The sequence below is a fragment of the Streptomyces sp. NBC_01446 genome (assembly GCF_026340095.1).
In the GTDB taxonomy this organism is placed as follows: Bacteria; Actinomycetota; Actinomycetes; order Streptomycetales; family Streptomycetaceae; genus Streptomyces; species Streptomyces aureus.
Window position 1 is genome coordinate 653,947 of record NZ_JAPEPO010000002.1, and the last position, 17,872, is coordinate 671,818.

Consider the following 17,872-nt stretch of genomic DNA (forward strand, 5'->3'; position numbering starts at 1 on the left):
CCAGAGGCACCTCGGACCCGCCCCGTACACCCACTGACACGGCGCAAAGGCGAACCACATGCACAACACCCCCTACGCCGCGGTGGACCTGGGCGCCACCAGCGGTCGGGTCATCCTGGGCCGCGTAGGCCCGGACACCCTCGACCTCACCGAGGCACACAGGTTCCCCAACACTCCCGTCCAGCTGCCGGACGGACTGCGTTGGGATGTTCTCGCCCTCTACCAGAGCATCCTCGACGGCCTGCGCGCCGGCGGACAGGTCACCTCGATCGGCATCGACACCTGGGCCGTCGACTACGGACTCCTGGACGCGGACGGCGCCTTGCTGGGGCACCCGTTCCACTACCGCGACAACCGCACCGAAGGCGTCGCGGCCCGCGAGGTGTGGCCCAAGATCGGGTCGAACGAGCTGTATCAGGTCACCGGGCTCCAGCACCTCCCGTTCACCACCGTGTACCAGTTGGCCGCCAGTGCGGACAGTGCGCAGATCCGCGCCGCCCGGACCCTCCTGATGATTCCCGACCTGCTGGTTCACTGGCTGACGGGCTCCATCGGCGCGGAGGAGACCAACGCCTCGACCACCGGCCTCTTCGACGCGCGCACCGGCACCTGGGCGGGGCACATCCTGGACCGGCTCTCGCTGGACCCGGAACTGCTGCCGCCGCTGCGCGCGCCCGGCGACCTTGCCGGCACGCTCCTCCCGCACGTCGCCGCGTACACCGGTCTGTCCGCCGGCACCCCCGTGGTCACCGTCGCATCGCACGACACGGCCTCGGCCGTCGCCGCCGTCCCGGCCACGACCGACGACTTCGCGTACATCTCGTGCGGCACATGGTCTCTGGCAGGGCTGGAACTCGACAAGCCGGTCCTGACCGATGGATCCCGCGCCGCGAACTTCACCAACGAGCGCGGCATCGACGGCACCGTCCGCTATCTGCGCAACATCATGGGCCTGTGGCTGCTCGAGGAGTGCCGCCGCACCTGGACGATGCAGGGCCTTCCCACCGATCTGCCCGCCCTGCTCGCCGAGGCCGCCCGCGCCGAGCCGTTCGCCGCCCTCGTCGACGCCCAGGCACCGGAGTTCCTGGCACCCGGCGACATGCCCGAACGCATCCGCGCCTACTGCCGCCGCACCGGCCAGCCGGTGCCCGACAGCCAGGGCGCCCTGGTCCGCTGCATCCTGGAATCGCTGGCCCTGGCCCACCGCACCGTCCTGCGCCAGGCCTCCGTGCTCGCGGACCGCGACATCAGCCACGTCCATCTGGTGGGCGGCGGGTCCCGCAACGAGCTGCTCTGCCAGCTCACCGCCGACGCCACCGGCCTCCCCGTGATAGCCGGCCCCACCGAGGCGACGGCCCTAGGCAACATCCTCGTACAGGCCCGAGCTCATGGACGCGTCGGCGACCTGCCCGCGATGCGCCGTCTCATCGCCGGCACCCAGGAGCTGCGCCACCACACACCGCGCGGCGACGGCGCCTCCTGGGCGACGGCCGCCTCCCGCCTCCCCACCATCAAGGAGTCGTGATGCGTGTCGCCCTCTTTGCCACCTGCGTGAACGATGCCGTCTACCCCTCCACGGCCATCGCCACCGTCCGGCTCCTCGAACGCCTCGGCGTGCAGGTCGACTTCCCTGCCGCGCAGACCTGTTGCGGCCAGCCGCAGTTCAACACCGGCTACCGTCGCGACACCGAGCCCCTGGTCCGCCGCATGGGCCGCGCCTTCGAGGGCTACGACTATGTAGTCACCCCGTCGGGCTCCTGCGCGGCGATGGTCCGCGACAACTATCCGCGGATCGCCGCGAAGGGCACCGACCCCCGGCTGACCCAGGTCGCGGACTCCCTGGTCCCACGCATGTACGAGCTGACGGAGTTCCTGGTCGACGTACTGAAGGTGACCGACGTGGGCGCGTACTTCCCGCACACGGTGACGTACCACCCCTCCTGTCACGGCCTGCGCATGCTGGGCCTGGGCGACAGGCCTACCCAACTCCTCAAAGCAGTCCGGGGACTTGAGCTCATCGAGCTGCCCGGTGCGGAGGAGTGCTGCGGCTTCGGCGGCACCTTCGCCGTCAAGAACGCCGACGTGTCCGCGGCCATGGGCGAGGACAAGGTCCGCAACGCCCGCTCCACCGGCGCCGACGTCCTGTGCGGTGCCGACAACTCCTGCCTGATGCACATCGACGGCGTCATGCGCCGCCAGGACGCCCCACAGCGAGCCCTGCACCTGGCAGAGATCCTCGCCAGCACCGAAGAGGAGCCCTGGTCATGAGCGGCACGTTCGTCGGCATGCCCGCCTTCCCGAAGGCCGCGCACGAGGCCGTCGGCAACACCACCCTGCGCGCCAACCTCCGGCACGCCACGCACACCATCCGCGACAAGCGGGCCAAAGCCGTCGCCGAGCTCGACGACTGGGCACTCCTGCGCGAGGCCGGCAAACAGATCAAGGACCACACCCTCCGTCATCTCGACACCTACCTCGTCCAGTTGGAGGAGACCGTCACCGCGGCGGGCGGCACCGTCCACTGGGCAACCGACGCCGACGAGGCCAACCGGATCGTGACCCACCTGGTCAAAGAGACCGGCGAGTGCGAAGTCGTCAAGGTCAAGTCGATGGCCACCCAGGAGATCGGGCTCAACGAAGCACTCGAAGAAGCCGGAATCGCCGCCTACGAGACCGACCTCGCCGAACTCATCGTGCAGCTCGGCCACGACCGCCCCTCCCACATCCTCGTCCCCGCCATCCACCGCAACCGCGGCGAGATCCGCGACATCTTCACCAAGGAGATGGGCGAGTGGGGCCGCCCGGCCCCCGAAGGCCTCACCGACACCCCCGCCGAACTCGCCGAAGCCGCCCGCCTCCACCTGCGCGAGAAGTTCCTGCGCGCCAAGGTCGGCATCTCCGGGGCGAACTTCATGGTCGCCGAGACCGGCACCCTCGTCGTCGTCGAGTCCGAGGGCAACGGCCGCATGTGCCTCACCCTGCCCGAGACACTCATCTCCGTCGTCGGCATCGAGAAAATCGTCCCCACCTGGCGCGACCTCGAAATCTTCCTCCAGACACTCCCCCGCTCCTCCACGGCCGAGCGCATGAACCCGTACACGTCGATGTGGACCGGCACCACCGACACAGACGGCCCGCGCGCCTTCCACCTCGTCCTCATCGACAACGGCCGCACCGACACCCTCGCCGACGAAGTCGGCCGCCAGGCCCTGCGCTGCATCCGCTGCTCCGCCTGCCTCAACGTCTGCCCCGTCTACGAAAGGGCCGGCGGCCACGCCTACGGCTCCGTCTACCCCGGCCCCATCGGCGCCATCCTCAGCCCCCAACTCCGCGGCACAACAAGCGAGATCGACGCCTCACTCCCCTACGCCTCCAGCCTCTGCGGCGCCTGCTACGAAGTCTGCCCCGTCGCCATCGACATCCCCGAAGTCCTCGTGCACCTGCGGGAGAAGGTCGCCGACCAAGGAGGTCCCGGCCACCGCCTGGAGAGGGCCGCGATCAAGGCGGCGGGTTGGATCCTCGACCACCCCGGTGCCCTCGCGGCAGGCGAACGCGTCGCGTCGAGGACCCGCAAACTGCACCCGAAGAAACTCCCGGGCCCGGGCGCCGGGCAGTGGACCAACAGCCGCGACCTGCCCCAGATGCCCGCCGAACCGTTCCGCGACTGGTGGAAGAAGAACCGCACATGAGCTCCCCCACGCCGCCCTCGTCCCGCGAGCGGATACTGGCCCGCGTACGCGAAGCCCTCACCGACGCACCCGAGACGCCTGAGCCCACGCGGGACTACCTCCCCACGCACACCATCGACGATGCGGCTACGGTCCTCGACCTGCTGCACGAGAACCTGGCCGACTACCGGGCTTTCGTGCACCGGGTCGCGGATGACGAACTTCCTTCCTTCATAGGGACGTTGCTCGCCGAGAACGGGGTCCGCACTGTCGCGGTGCCACCGGGTCTGTCGGCCAGATGGCTGGCCGCAAGCGAGGTGGAGCAACTCCTGGACGAGGGCGCGCCGGGCGGCGCCGTCCTCACGCCGTACGACCTCGACGCCATCGACGCCGTGGTCACCTCCTGTGCCCTGGCCATCGCGGAGACCGGCACGATCGTCCTGGACGGCGGCCCGGGGCAGGGCCGCCGTGCACTCACCCTCGTCCCCGATCTGCACATCTGCGTCGTGCGCACCAGGGATCAGGTCGTCGCCTCGGTCCCGCAGTCGCTCCCCCGCCTGGACCCCGGCCGCCCGCTCACGTGGATCTCGGGCCCCTCCGCCACCAGCGACATCGAGCTCGACCGGGTCGAAGGAGTACACGGGCCGCGCACCCTGCATGTAGTGCTGCTCTGTCCGTGAGCCATATGCTTTTGCGGTGAATCAGTACCGGTCGGTCCAGCGCCGTGACATCGTTCGACGGTGGCTGCCACCGCTGCTTGGGGGGAATCTTGGAACGACCGGACGACCGCATCGCATCGGCCCTGCGCTTTTCCACGGAACTCATCGCCTGGGTAGCCACTCCCTGGGCGCTGTGGGGACAGTCCTGGCTGCTCGCCGTCCTGGCTGTGATGATTCTGATCGGCCTTCCCACTGTCTTCTCGACCCCCGGCGACAAGGCGCAGGTACTCGTCCCCGTTCCGGGCTCGGTCACGATCCTGCTGGTACTGCTTCAGTTCGCCGCGGCCGTAACCTCCGCATGGCTGGCGTGGCCCGTCTGGGCGGCAGTCCTCGTGTCACTGCTGGTCGCTGCGAGCCTCGTCACGGAACGCCGGCGCTGGCGGTGGCTGCTGTCGACGGATCCCCGGGCATGAGGACCTGCTCGGCGACTCCGTGATCAGCGCTCAATCCGCCGTGGTCTCCGCGACGATCATGTCGGTGACTGCCCGCATGTCTCCGTCCGCGAATGCACGCCGCTGCCGGTCCGCGGCCGTGCCCTCTTGGAGGAGGCGGTGCATGAGTGCCGCGACCTCACGGCTGTCGCCCGCCTCCAGGAGCGCGGGCGTGATGCGATCCATCAGCTGGGACAGCACGTCCCCGGCGCTGCGGAGCCTTCCTTCGGGGTCCACCAGCGATCCGCCGAGCCCATGGAGCGCGGCGTGCCAGTTCATCGCCTGCAGCAGTTCAGGCGGGCAAGGCTGTACGGGGGCACCCCCGTCCGTGATCGCCGTGGCGACAAGTGCCCGGACGATCCCCGTAATCATGACCGCCTCGTCCGCCCGGAGCTGGACGTCCGGGCAGCGCACTTCCACAGTCGTACCGCGGCTTGAGAGACGGGCCTGCCAGTAGATCTGCCTCAAGTCCGTGATCACTCCGCAGGACAGCAGTCGCTGGACACGCTGCTCGTGGTCAGCGAGGCCATCGAAGTAGGGCGAAGGACCGCTCACCGGCCACCGCCCGAACACGACCGTCCGCCAACTGGCGAACCCGGTGTTCCGCCCCGCCCAGAAGGGCGAGTTGGCGGCCACGGCGACCACTACGGGAAGCCACAGCCGGATGCGGTTCAACACGGCAACAGCGACCTCCGGGTCGGGCACCGCGACGTCCACCTGCATGCCGCACACCAACTGCTCGGACGCCAGCTGCGCAGACGTCGCACGCACGGCGTGGTAGCGCGGCAGGTTCGTCACCGGCGGCGGATCCTCCCCCTTGAGAGGCGGCGTGGCGCTGGCCGCGAGACGGCACCCCCGGCTCTCCGCCGCGCGTCCCAAGGCGTGGCGCAGACGCAGCAAGTGGCCCCCCACCTCCTCCAGATCGACGCACTGCGGGGTGACCACCTCGATCTGAGCCTGAGTCAGCTCCGCGCGAATCTCGGCTTCTTCCGCGATCGGTTCGAGCCCAACGGCACCTCGCACTTGATCCGCCTGCGGCGCCGGGAGGCCCGTGGCAGCGTCCAGCAGCAAATACTCCTCTTTCACTGCCACCGGGATCCGACTCACCGTGCCGCCGCTGTTCCCGCCGGCGCGGACAAGTGTGTCCTGCTCGCTCTCCGGCAGCCGCGCCGGGGCAGCCGGGTCGTGAGTGGTAGCCATGAGGACGTCCTTCCGTACACCCGCAGGCGGGCAGACCGTCGGACGAGTACCCCTGGCACCTTCCTTCAGGCATCCGGACCTTCGCGACGGCCCCGCCAGGTTTTACTGCGCGCTCCAGGGATACCCGACGCTCAGTGTTCCCAGATGGCTACGAGCTGAGCAATCACGCTGAGGAATGGCGGTAGCCATGACCGACAGCAAGAGGAATGGCACCAAGAGGAACAAGGAAGTGATGGGCGAACTGCTCCGCCGTCACGGGCAGACCTACGCCGCCGAGGCCCACATCCATCTCAAGGACACGCCTCAGCCGCTCTACCGGACCCTCGTACTGGCGCACCTGCTCAGCGGGCGGATCCGTGCTTCTGTCGCGGTCTCGACGTCGCGCGCCCTGCACGAGGCCGGGCTGAGGAACCCGAAACGCATGACCGAAGCCACCTGGCAGGAGCGCGTAGACGCGCTCGGGCGGGGTGGCTATCGCCGGTACGACGAACGCACGGCCACCCAGCTGGGCGAGGGAGGCCGGATACTGATCGACCACTGGGGCGGCGACCTGCGCAGGTTGCGGCAGCAGGCAGACGGCGACGCGGACGAGTTGCGGCGTCTGCTGCGGGAACTGCCAGGGGTCGGTCCGCTCGGAGCGGACATCTTCCTGCGTGAGGTCCAGGACGTGTGGCCGGAGTTCGGCCCCTTCGTGGACTCCAAGGCACTCCAGGGCGCCGAGCGTCTGGGACTGCCCCAGCGAACCTCCGACCTCGTCCGACTCGCGGATGAGGCGCCGAACGCGCAGCTGGCCTCGGCGCTGATGCGCGCCGCCTTGGACAAGGGAGTCGTGGCGGACTGCCTGAACCGCGTCGCCTGACTGCCGCCTCCCGGAGGCATGACTCATCCGGCCCGCTCCAGACCCCTGAGGAGGGCGTTCGAAGACGGCTCCCGCAACACGGGCACGCCACGCGGAGCCCGTAGGTCCACCACGGGTCGGGCTCATCCCCCCACGCGCGAGCAGTACGCCCCGGTCTGAGACCGCGCAGGTACGCACCGGCCTCGGAGGGATGACGGCCTGGTCGCCGCTTGTGGACGGCGGAACGCCTCGGAGTCCCGCCGTACTGTCACCGGCCCTCGACCCGCTGTCACTGCGGCGCGGCAGGACGCTCGCGGCCCTGCGCGCCATGATGATCACGTCCAAGCGTGGCCGATGCGGCAGCCTGCCGAGATGCTGCGCGCCTACCTCCCGCCCCGCACCATCGGCGGGTGCCATACCGGCATCAGGGGGCCCCGCAGGTGCGGCAGCATGAAGGGGGCGACCGCCCATTCGCAGATGTCTAGGTCAGCGCATGACAGCCGTCTCGACCAGCAGCCGTGCCGCCGCCGCGATCGACGCGGCATCGATACCGGCAGCGTGCAGTTGCTCCGCGGGACTCGCCGAGCCCGGCATCGTTCCGACGGCCAGGCGCACCAGTCGCGGAACGGGCCGGCCGTCGACGAACGCGTCGAGCACCGCGTCCCCGATACCGCCTTCCTCGCGGTGGTCCTCCACTGTCAGGAGGCAACCGGTGCTCTCGGCGGCCTCGTGCAGGGTGCGGCGGTCGACCGGCTTGACCGAGTACAGGTCGATCACCCGGATCGGGATGCCCTCACGGCCGAGCAGCTCGGCGGCGGCCAGTGCCTCGTGGAGAGTGACGCCCGCCGCGACTACAGTCAGCCGGTCCTCGCCGGAGGCGCGCAGCACCTTGCTTCCGCCGATCGGGAACTCCTCCGTGGGGTTGTAGATGACGGGGGTGCCGCCGCGGGACGTGCGCAGATAGCGGATGCCGTCGAGGCCCGCCATCTCCGCGACGAGTTTCGCCGTCTGGTTGGCATCGCACGGGTACAGGATGGTCGAGCCGTACACCGCCCGGAACATCGCGAGGTCCTCGAGCCCCATCTGCGACGGCCCGTCCTGGCCGATGGCGACACCCGCGTGCGACCCGACGAGATTGATCCCGGCCCCGCTGATCGAGGCCATACGCACGAAGTCGTACGCGCGGGTGAGGAACGCGGCGAACGTGGAGGCGTACGGCACCCAGCCGCGCGTCGCCATCCCGACCGAGGTGGCGACCAGCTGCTGCTCGGCGATGTAGCACTCGAAGAAGCGGTCGGGGTGCTCCTTGGCGAAGAACTCGGAGCGTGTGGAGTCGCTCACCTCGCCGTCCAGGGCGACGACGTTGCCACGGGCGGTTCCGACGGCGGCGAGCGCCTTCCCGTAGGCGTCGCGGGTGGCGACCTCGTCGCCGGTCTCGTATCGGGGCAGCTCCGCGTGGCCCGACCCCACGGGATGCAGGATCCGTGCGGCGGGCGGATGGTGCACCTCGACGCGCAGGTCGCGCACGCCGCCGAGCTCGGCGATCGCCTCCTCGGTGTCCGGCAGCGGCTTGCCGTGCATGCCCTCGCGGTCCTGGACCGAGGCCACGCCCTTGCCCTTGAAGGTGCGGGCGAGGATCACGGTCGGCTGCCCGGCGGTGGACCGGGCCTCGTCGTATGCATGGTCGATGGCGCCGATGTCGTGCCCGTCGATCTCGACGGTGTGCCAGCCGAAGGCCTGGAAACGGCGCGCGTAGGCCTTCAGGTCGTGTCCGTGCCGGGTCGGCCCGCGCTGGCCGAGGCGGTTGACGTCGACGATCGCTGTGAGATTGTCCAGATGCTCGTATCCGGCGTGCTCGGCCGCCTCCCAGACCGAGCCCTCGGCCAGCTCGCTGTCGCCGCACAACACCCAGACGCGGTATCCCGTACGGTCGAGCCGCTTGCCGGCCAGTGCGATGCCGACGCCGACGGGCAGCCCCTGTCCGAGCGAGCCGGTGGCCGTCTCGACCCACGGCAGCCGCCGCGGCGTCGGATGTCCTTCCAGCCGGCTGCCGAGCCTGCGGAAGGTCAGCAGTTCGGTGTCGTTGATCGCGCCCGCCGCCCTGTACGCGGCGTACAGCAGCGGTGAGGCGTGTCCCTTCGAGAGCACGAAACGGTCGTTACCGGAGTGTGCGGGGCGGTCGAAGTCATAGCGCATGTGGTTGGCCAGCAGGACGGCCATCAGGTCGGCCGCGGACATCGAGGAGGTGGGATGCCCGGAGCCCGCGGCGGCGGAGGCGCGGACACTGTCGACACGCAGCTGCTGAGCGAGTTCCGTGAGTGGATGAGTGTTCATGTCACTCCTTCCGAGGGGTTGTCGCCCCGGTCGGGGGCGCCCGCCGCGCGCGCCGACGGTTGCTTGCGCACCAGGTCCGTCGGTGAGCAGTTCCCCGTGCGCGTAACGGCGACGCGATACACGGTGTCGCTCACCACCCGCTTACCGCGTCCCCCCGGCAAGCGCAGCCAAACACGCCGTGATGACCCTGCATCGAAGGCGTCATAGGCGCTGGGCGCAGCGCCTCCCCGAACCAGGCGCCGGACCGGCGGACCGATGTCTGGACGTCACCGGCGAGGCTGAGTGGTCCTGCGCGTGCCCGTGACAGTCACGGGTGATCGGACAAGCTGCGTTCGCCAAGTGCGGGCGTGTAGCGATGAGTTATCCGGCAACGGCGGATGGAATCAGCTGTTCCGCCCAGATCACCTTCCCCTCACGGTTGTGCCGCGTGCCCCAGCGTTCGGTGAGTTGGGCGACCAGGAGCAGGCCGCGGCCGCCCTCGTCGAAGTCCCGGGCGCGGCGCAGGTGCGGGGCGGTGCCGCTGGCGTCGGAAACCTCGCACGTCAGGGTGGATTGGAGGATCATCCGCAGTTGGATGGGGGTCTCGCCGTAGCGGATCGCGTTCGTCACCAGTTCGCTGACCACAACCTCGGTGGTGAAGGCCATCTCCTCCAAGCCCCAGGCGGCCAGCCGATCGGATGCGAAGGTGCGCGCCTCGGAGACAACGGCCGGATCGGCGGGGAGATCCAGGGTGGCGACGTGGTCGGCGTCCAGCGCTCGGGTACGCGCCACGAGAAGAGCGACGTCATCGGCGGGTCCACTGGGCAACAGATTGTTGAGCAGTGCGTCGCATGTCTCTTCCAGCGACGCCGACGCCTGACCGAGGACGTCGGACAACGCCGCGAACGCGGTGTCCACGTCACGACCGCGACTTTCGATGAGACCGTCGGTGAAGAGCACGAGAAGGCTGCCTTGTGGCAGTTCGAACTGGGCAGTTTCGAACGGGAGCCCTCCCAGGCCCAGGGGCGGGCCGATCGGCAGTTCCGGGAAGACGACCGCCCGCGAGCCCGGCGCATCACCAGGAGTCACCACGGCCGGTAGGACGTGTCCCGCGCTGGCCAGGGAACACGCGCGGGAGACGGGGTCGTAGACCGCGTACAGGCACGTGGCGCTGATCTCGTCCATGTCCCTCTGCTCCGCGCGCTGCAGCCGGATGACCACGTCGTCGAGGTGTGTCAGCAGTTCGTCCGGAGTCAGGTCGATGTCGGCCAGAGTGCGGACGGCCGTGCGCAGTCGGCCCATGGTGGCCGCGGCCTGGATGCCGCGGCCGACGACGTCACCCACCACGAGGGCGACGCGGGCTCCGGAAAGCGGGATCACGTCGTACCAGTCACCGCCCACGCCCGCCCGGGATCCGCTGGGGAGGTAGCGGGTGGCCGTCTCGACGGCGGACTCTTCGGGCACGTTCTGCGGCAGCAGGCTGCGCTGGAGGGTGAGCGCGGTCGAACGCTCCTGTGTGTAGCGACGGGCGTTGTCGATGTTCACGGCTGCTCTGGACGAGATCGCCTGGGCCAGGAGCAGGTCGTCGTCGTCGAAGGGGTCAGTCGTTTGACGGCGGAGGAACTGCGCGAGCCCCAGCGCGTTTCCACGGGCCCACAGCGGAACCAGGAGCACGGAGTAAGTGGCGTTGTCGTTGCTGCCTCCGGCGCCGCTGTGGTCCGCGGACACCTTCAGCCACGCGGGCACGTCGCATGGCGCGATGCCGAGGCGGAGGGGTTGTCCGCTGGCCAGTACGAGAGCCGGCTCGGACCCTTCCGGGTAGGTGTGCCTCTTCACCGTGTCGGCTGCCGGGTCCGGGCCGTCGCCCGAGACGGAGTGTGCGATCCGGCGGAGTTCCGGCGCGCCATCTGCCGGGTGCGTCCCTTCTTCTTGGAGGGCAGCGTCGAGAAGGTCGACGGTGACGAGGTCGGCGAATTGGTCGGCACCGACGTCCGCCAGTTCCTGGGCGGTGCGGACGGTGTCCAGCGTGGTCCCGATCCGCATGCCGGCCTCGATGATCGTGAACAGCCGCCGCTGGAGCCAGCCGTCGCGTGCCTTCTGGTACGCCGCGACCGCCTCCTGTGCGGAGTGATCGGCGTACTCGAAAGCCAGCGTGCTCAGTGTGATCGTCACCGCGTTGATCAGCTCAGGGTCTTTGGTGAGGCGGCCCGTCTCCTCGTAGAGCAGATGGAGCAGATACCCGTGGACAAGCCGATGGAGGCGCAGGAGCTCGCTGATCTGCACGCCGTGCTCAGCGAGTCTTCGGGCGAAGTCAATGGCCGCGGGCGGGGTCGTGACCTTGGAATTTTCGGGGCCGCGCTCAAAAAATTCCAGAACGATGTCGACGTGTTCGGACAGGACCACTGGAGCCAGAGCGGCCATGTCCTCGTACTTCCACACCTCGGGAAGCTCGCCGCGCAAGCGCTCCGTCACCACTTCGACCAGGTGGTCCGATCGGGGCTCGAGCCCTCGGGCGAGATCGCGAAGGAAGGCATGGGCGTCGATTCCCATACCTCCAAATGTACGGGCATCCGTATGCGCGGGCCCCTCATCGCGTGGCGCCCGCGAAGAGGGGGTGACCAGCGGCGGCCCGCACGGCCCACGCAGCGGGCGCGAGGCTGTACAGCAGGTCGCCCGGGCGCACAGTATGTCGAACGGGACCTTCTGCTTGAGGCGGCATCCGGGTACGTACCCACCGAAGCGGCCGACCGTCTCCTCGACGGACGCGGTCACCGCGGGCTCGTCGCCGGCGGAGACGACGCAGTGCACGGTGTCCCGCATGACGAGCGGCGGTTCGACCGGGTTGAGGACGATGATCGCCTTGCCGCGGGCAGCGCCGCCGGCTCCACGGCGAGCGGGATGACGGAGACGAACGCTGCAGCGGTACTGGCGGACGGGCATGACCGAGGGAAGCGACAAGGAGTAGCGAGACCCCCAGCAGGAGGAGCTGCGGATCGAGGACCAGCCACGTCAACTGCCTTCATATACGCGGCGGTTGATATAGCAACCGAGCGGGGATCACCGAAGCCGCGGGCTCAACGGGGTGCGGCCGGACACAAGCCGCTCTACGTAGCGTTGAGCCGCGAGGACCGCGGCGCCCGTGGAGATCGCTGTCGTGGTGAGCCGGCCGGGGCGGACGTCCAGACCCTGGTGGACCATCGGCGTCGTTCGGCGTTCGAGGGTGTCCCGGAGGCCGTCGACGAGGGGTTCGGCGGCTGGGCCGAGAGCGCTGTCCACGACGAGCAGGTCGGGGTTGAGCATGGGCACGAAGCCGGTGAGGGGGTGGGCCATGGTGCGGCCGAGGTCCGTCAGCCAGCGGCGTACCGGCACGTCTCCCTCTGCCGCCAGGGAGATGACCTCGTCGAGTGTCAGGGGGCGGCCGAGAGCGGTGGCGATGTCCTCGACCAGACCGGGGCCGTTTCGGCGCACGATGGTGAGGCAGCCTCGGCAGCCGCACACACAGATGTCTCCGTCGTCACGGACGCTGACGTGGCCGAGTTCCCCGGCGATGCCGCCTGCGCCCCGGAAAAGCCGGCCGCCGATCACGATGGCCGCGCCGAATCCGGGGACGACGCTGAGATAGACCGCGGTGTGGGCGCCCTGTGCGGCGCCGTGACCCGCTTCGCCCAATGCGGCCAGATTGGCGTCATTCTCGATCATCACCGGTATGCCGAGCGCCGCGGTCAGAGCGTCCGAGGGATCGGTCAGGAGCCAGTCCGGCCGGGGATGCCTGGGCGCTGTGAAAGGCGCGTCTCCTCGGGCGTCCATGGGGATCTGCGGTGCTCCGACACCCTGCCGGAACGGCATGGCAACCGAGATGACAACGGCACAGGGGCGTCCTGCGTCAGGCGAGACCTCGTTGACGGCGGCGGCCAGCTCCGCGGCGGTGGCCGCGAACGGCTTGGTCAGATCGACGTGGACGTTCGCGCTGCCGAGCAGACGGCCGTCGAGTCCCATGAGGGTGACCGACTGCTGCGTGCGGCCGAGTTGGATGGCAGTGACCGTCTTACCGGTCAGGTCGATACGCACGGTCCCCATCGAGACGGCCACAGCCGAGCAGGCAGGGGTTCGGACCGTCGGCACCTGGGTGCTCGTTGCCCACGGCCGGGCCTTCTGCGCCGGAATCGCGGCGCAGAAGGCCCGGCCCGCGGCATCTAGCGGACCTGGAAGGTGTAGGTACCTGCTGCGACCTGATAGGTCGCTGCTGTGGCGCTGCGGTTCAGCAGCGAGGGGGTGGTGTGGCCCCCGGTGACGTGCAGGCTGTCCTTGGAGGCGGCCGGCACGTGGACGGTCGCTGTGCTGCCCGTCGGGACAGTGACCTTGAGGGTGAGGCGACCGTTGTGGTCCTTCTGCCACGCGCTGGTGACGTTGCCCTGAGGAGTCGCGTAGCTGCCGGAGGCGTGGGTCAGACTACCGACGACCGCGGGGGCTATGTCGAGCTGCCGGTAGGCCACGGAGCCAGAGGCCTGACGGATTCCGGCGAGACCGCTGATGAGCCAGGAGTCGACCTGTCCCAGGAAGTGGTGGTTCTGGGAACCCGACCCGTCCAGGGATTCCGGAAGGGTGGTGTGGCCGCTGGCGATGAGGTAACCGTAGCCGGGGGACGTGGGGTTGACGACCATGTCGTAGATGACGTCGTCTCGTCCGCCGTCCTGCAGGGCACGGAGGAGCGGACCCAGGCCCACGGAGCCGGTGGTGATGTGGTTGTCGCTTGCGCGTACTGACGCGACGAGCCGGGCGAGGACCTGGGCACGGTCGGAGGCGGCGACGAGGCCGGCGTCGAGCGCCATGGCGTTGGAAGCTTCACTGTCGCTGCCGTAGTACACGCCGGTGGAGTCCTCGTGGCGGAACTTGCCGGTGAACTCGTCGGCCAACTGCCCAGCGAGGGCGGTGTACTTGGTGACGTCGGCCGACTTGCCCAGCACCTTGGCCGTCTTCGCCATGTCGTTGGCCGCGGTGTAGTACCCGGCGAGGATGGCCAGCTGCATGGGCGTGGTGTTGTCGGTGGCCGACCAGTCTCCGAGTCCGGGAATGTCACCCTTGTTGGCAGCCTTGTTGGCAGCCTCGTAGTCGAGCCACTTGACCATGTTGTCGTAGTAGAGCGTCATGGTCCGGGTGTCACCGTAGGTCTGGTAGAGCTGCCACGGAATGCGGATGACGGCGCTGCCCCAGTTCACCTCGTCGAGGAACTCGATGGTCCCCTGCGGGTAATCGAGCTTGACAGGCGCGACCCGGTGGAACTCCGGCGCGATGTTGGCGATGAGCCCCGGGGAAGCATCGCCGGGCTGCCGCTGAGCGGTCGCCATGTTGCGGACCAGTTGAGGCTCGTAGGAGGAGAGGTCGTAGTCGGTCAGCAGGGCATCCAGGTTGTGGAGATTGTCGCCCGTGTACGGCCCCTTCTCCCGGTCGGGGCAGTCGGTCAGGACCGACATCATGTTGCTCTGCATCGCGCGGAGGGTGACGGTGTGGATCCCGTTGATGAGCTCGCTCGAAGAGTCGAACGTGCTCGCCGGCGGGTTGGAGGCGTGAACCACCTTCATCGTCACCGTGTCGGGGCGTGGCGCTGCCGACAGGCCGTCGACCTGAAGGTAGCGGAAGCCGCTGTAGGTGAACTGCGGATGCCAGGTCTCGGTGCCCTTGCCCGACATGGTGTACCGGTAGGCGATCTTGTTGGTTGCCGTCGCACCCGTGGAGGACACGTCCAAGGAGCCGTCGGACTTGAGGAGCTCCGCGGGGGTCATGGTGATGGTGCTTCCGGCCGGTCCGGAGGCGTTCAGGGTGGGCCACCCTGAACGGTTGGCGCCGAAGTCGAGGATGTACGAGCCGTTGCCGCGGGGCGTGATCGAGACCGGCTCGACCGTCTGCGCGACGGTCACCGGCGGCCGCTGGTCCGCCCGCAGCGGTGTGGTGTCGCGGGGTGTGGTGCTGGACGTGAGCTTGGCAAGGGAGGCGTTCTGCCAGTCGGAACCGCCGAGCTTGTCGGCCACCGTGGGCGAGGTCGCCGACCGGCGGGCGTCGAACTCCTCGCCGCTCCACCACGATGAATACGTCGTGGGCCCCAGGGCGGTTCGCCACGAGGTGTCGGACTTGACGGTCTCCGTGTGGCCGTCGGCGTACGTGATCTCCAATTGCGCAATGGCTTTTGGCTCGCCGTAGACCGTGTACTGCTCCAGGCTGCCGCCGAAGAAGTAGTGACCGGCTGTCTTGACGCGCTGGTAGGCGCCACTGCCGGTCTCGACACCCAGGACATTGGTGCCCGTCTTGAGTTCGTCGGTGAGGTCGTAGGTCCGGTAGTCGACCTCCGAGGAGTACGTCGTCTGACCGGGTTCCAGGACGTTGGCGCTGACTGCGTGCCCGTTGAGCGTGGAGGCATACATCCCAAGGCCCGTCATGTACAGCCAATGCCGCGTAGTTAAGCCGGGATGGCGGCTGTCGAGTCCCGTGAACCCGCTGGTGGCTGGGGTGTCTTGACCCATTGGGGATGGAGTCGGTAGCGGCCATGACCTGACCTGATGAGGAATTTCTGCGTGATCCATTGCCCCATCTGCGCCGAGAGGCTGCGGATGTGGTCGATTTTGAGGGCGTCAGCGATCTGCCGGGGAGTCCAGTCCTGGCCGGGATCGGCTGCCACCAGGAGTCGGAAGACGTGGGAGCGTCGATCGGTGTTCGCCGGTGACGGTGGCAGGGCTGTGGGCTGCTCGGTGGCGGCGAGGACGGTGATGTCCAGGCGGTTGAAGGAATGGCTGCTCAGTGGGCGGGTCTCGTTCTGTGTGGTGCCGTAGCGGGACATCGGACACTTCACCTTGCGGGCACTGATCCGGGGTCGGCGGGCCGGCAGCAGCCCGGCCAGGACAGCCCGGGCGATGCCGCCGCCGTCACTGTCGTCGCCGGTGATGCCGCAAGCGTCGACGATCTGGTCGGCGGCGGCCTGCAGGGCGATGGTGAAGCTGGCCCGGTCGGGGTCGGTGCCCGGGCGGGACTCGGCCGCGTCGCACATCGCTCGACGCAGGACCTGGTGGACGGTGAGCCAGGCCCACAGTTCCTGTTCCAGACCGCAAGCGTCGCAGGAGCGCAGGACTCGTCCAGTGAGCAGGGTGTGCCGCAGGGCGAGGAAGGCCGACTCGACTTCCCAGCGCTCGTGATAGAGGCGGGCCAGTCGCTCAGCGGGGTCGGTGCGGTGGTCGAGCAGCGTGGTGATCAGCATGTAGTGGTCGCTGATCCGGGTGCCGTCGTCGCAGGTGGCTGTGATGTCGACGTTGATGATGCGGAACGTCCGGTCCTGGAGCTGGGTCAGGAACGAGCCGTCGGGCAGCGCGGTGAAGACGGTCGGCCGACGGCGGGAGTTGAGCCGGACCAGCAGTTGGGCGCCGGTGTCGGCGGTGTCGATGAGGAAGTCGTTCCCGGCGAAGGCGCGGTCAGCAAGCAGCAGCATCGTGTCGTTCAGCAGGGGAAGGAGTCGGCGGGCGTAGTGGGTCTCGCCCTTGTTGGTGGGGCCGAAGACGGCGCCGAGCAGGCCCCGGGTGCCGGTCTCGCACAGGGCCATCAGTCGCAGATGCGGGTAGCCCTCCGGGCCGTAACCGGCGTTGAGGATCTTGCCCAGCCAGGCGCGGACGCGTGGCTGGTCGGGGGCCCGCAGCGAGCTGCAGCCGTCGAAGGCGACCGTGCGCCACTTCCGGTAGCAGACGCCTGGGGTGCGGGGCTGGGCGATCGGGCCGGCCACGGTCTCGAACAGCATCTTCAGCGGCGCGGCTCCGATCCTGCGGCGCAGGTCACGCAGGGCCTTTTCACAAGGCCGGACCGGAGCCAGCGGGCCCAGCCCGGCGACCAGTTTGCCCCACACCCCCAGGTAGCCGACGGCCGGGAAGACGGCCAGGGCCAGCACGAAGTACACCCCCACGCGGGAAGGCAGTAGACGCAACCTGCCCTGGACAGCCCGCGACCTCGCCAGCACGTCATCGACCAGCTCGAAGGGCAGATACTGCGTCAACTCCCCGAGATGCCCCGGCGCGAAGACACCCCTCGCCACGGTGATGGTGCGGACGAAACTGGTCATGGCAGACTGCTCGGACAACGGGACCCCTGCTCAGCGTGAAGACCTTGGACGGCTTCACCGCTGTAGCAGAGGTCCCGTTCTCCATGCCCGCCCCGGCAAGACCCACCGAGCTGATCAAGTTGACGCCACCCGCGGCTTCTTAACTACGCGGCATTGCATGTACAGCCGCGCCTTTGCTACGCGGCCGTGCACGGTGAAGGACTTGCCGAACACGGGAAGTGGTGTCTCCGAGCCGTCCGGCCGGGTGTAGTCGTACGAGGCGTTCTCGATCCAGCGCGCCGACCAGTCCGAGTTGTTGAGCAGGCCCATCTCCCACGTGGCGGGTGAGCTCCAGCCCGACGCATGTCCGTCTGCGTCCCAGACCCGCACCTGCCAGGCGACCGACTCGCGCGAGCGGAGAGCGTCACCGGCGAAGGCGATGTTGTTCGTGGCGCTGGAGTCGACCTTGCCGGATTTCCAGACGTCGGCAATGCCGCGCCGCAACTGGGCGACCGTGTGGGCCGCTCGGATCTCGTACGCCCGCTGCCCGGAGGTGCGCCCGTCTTGCGGCGCATCGAGTTTCCATGCCAGCAAGGGCGCTTGGCTGTCGATCCCGATGGGGTTGGTTTGGT

General features: G+C 69.0%; 13 protein-coding genes. 6 read left to right on the forward strand and 7 right to left on the reverse strand.

The window, feature by feature from the left end; translation table 11 throughout:
- Positions 1–58 precede the first annotated feature (58 nt).
- The 5 genes from OG456_RS40570 to OG456_RS40590 all read left to right on the forward strand — a co-directional run bounded on the left by OG456_RS40570 (position 59) and on the right by OG456_RS40590 (position 4,800).
- Positions 59–1,525: a rhamnulokinase family protein gene (locus tag OG456_RS40570; RefSeq protein ID WP_266570087.1), complete on the forward strand. Its 1,467-nt coding sequence runs from the start codon at positions 59–61 to the stop codon at positions 1,523–1,525.
- A complete protein-coding gene (locus OG456_RS40575; protein WP_266570088.1) occupies positions 1,525–2,268 on the forward strand; it encodes a (Fe-S)-binding protein in 744 nt (247 codons plus the stop codon). The genes OG456_RS40570 and OG456_RS40575 overlap by 1 nt, the downstream gene beginning before the upstream one ends.
- On the forward strand, positions 2,265–3,689 hold the full coding sequence (locus OG456_RS40580; RefSeq protein WP_266570089.1) for a LutB/LldF family L-lactate oxidation iron-sulfur protein: 1,425 nt from the start codon (positions 2,265–2,267) through the stop codon (positions 3,687–3,689). The genes OG456_RS40575 and OG456_RS40580 overlap by 4 nt, the downstream gene beginning before the upstream one ends.
- Positions 3,686–4,348 (forward strand): LUD domain-containing protein, encoded by a 663-nt coding sequence (locus OG456_RS40585; RefSeq protein WP_266570090.1) that lies wholly within the window; start codon positions 3,686–3,688, stop codon positions 4,346–4,348. Before OG456_RS40580 ends, OG456_RS40585 begins: the two co-directional genes overlap by 4 nt.
- A gap of 89 nt (positions 4,349–4,437) precedes the next feature.
- Positions 4,438–4,800 carry a hypothetical protein gene (locus OG456_RS40590; protein ID WP_266570091.1) on the forward strand — a complete coding sequence of 121 codons (363 nt, stop codon included), beginning with the start codon at positions 4,438–4,440 and terminating at the stop codon, positions 4,798–4,800.
- A gap of 30 nt (positions 4,801–4,830) precedes the next feature.
- On the opposite strand, the gene OG456_RS40595 is transcribed toward OG456_RS40590, so the two are convergent.
- Positions 4,831–5,925 carry a glutamate--cysteine ligase gene (locus OG456_RS40595; RefSeq protein ID WP_266570753.1) on the reverse strand — a complete coding sequence of 365 codons (1,095 nt, stop codon included), beginning with the start codon at positions 5,923–5,925 and terminating at the stop codon, positions 4,831–4,833.
- Between the two features lie 280 nt (positions 5,926–6,205).
- Here OG456_RS40595 and OG456_RS40600 point away from each other — a divergent pair, with 280 nt between their 5' ends.
- Positions 6,206–6,877, forward strand: a complete 672-nt coding sequence (locus OG456_RS40600; protein ID WP_266570092.1) for an endonuclease — start codon at positions 6,206–6,208, stop codon at positions 6,875–6,877.
- 465 nt (positions 6,878–7,342) lie between these two features.
- Here the strand turns inward: OG456_RS40600 and OG456_RS40605 are convergent, their stop codons facing one another.
- The 6 genes from OG456_RS40605 to OG456_RS40630 all read right to left on the reverse strand — a co-directional run bounded on the left by OG456_RS40605 (position 7,343) and on the right by OG456_RS40630 (position 17,834).
- Positions 7,343–9,190, reverse strand: coding sequence for a transketolase (locus tag OG456_RS40605; protein WP_266570093.1), 1,848 nt, complete (start codon positions 9,188–9,190; stop codon positions 7,343–7,345).
- Positions 9,191–9,550: 360 nt separating this feature from the next.
- Positions 9,551–12,109 carry a SpoIIE family protein phosphatase gene (locus OG456_RS40610; RefSeq protein ID WP_266570094.1) on the reverse strand — a complete coding sequence of 853 codons (2,559 nt, stop codon included), beginning with the start codon at positions 12,107–12,109 and terminating at the stop codon, positions 9,551–9,553.
- 117 nt (positions 12,110–12,226) lie between these two features.
- Complete coding sequence (locus OG456_RS40615) at positions 12,227–13,237, reverse strand: ROK family protein (protein ID WP_266570095.1); 1,011 nt, start codon at positions 13,235–13,237, stop codon at positions 12,227–12,229.
- A gap of 125 nt (positions 13,238–13,362) precedes the next feature.
- Positions 13,363–15,600, reverse strand: a complete 2,238-nt coding sequence (locus tag OG456_RS40620; RefSeq protein ID WP_266570096.1) for an alpha-L-rhamnosidase — start codon at positions 15,598–15,600, stop codon at positions 13,363–13,365.
- A gap of 20 nt (positions 15,601–15,620) precedes the next feature.
- Positions 15,621–17,261, reverse strand: a complete 1,641-nt coding sequence (locus tag OG456_RS40625; protein WP_266566847.1) for an IS4 family transposase — start codon at positions 17,259–17,261, stop codon at positions 15,621–15,623.
- Between the two features lie 114 nt (positions 17,262–17,375).
- A complete protein-coding gene (locus OG456_RS40630; protein ID WP_266570097.1) occupies positions 17,376–17,834 on the reverse strand; it encodes a hypothetical protein in 459 nt (152 codons plus the stop codon).
- Positions 17,835–17,872 lie beyond the last annotated feature (38 nt).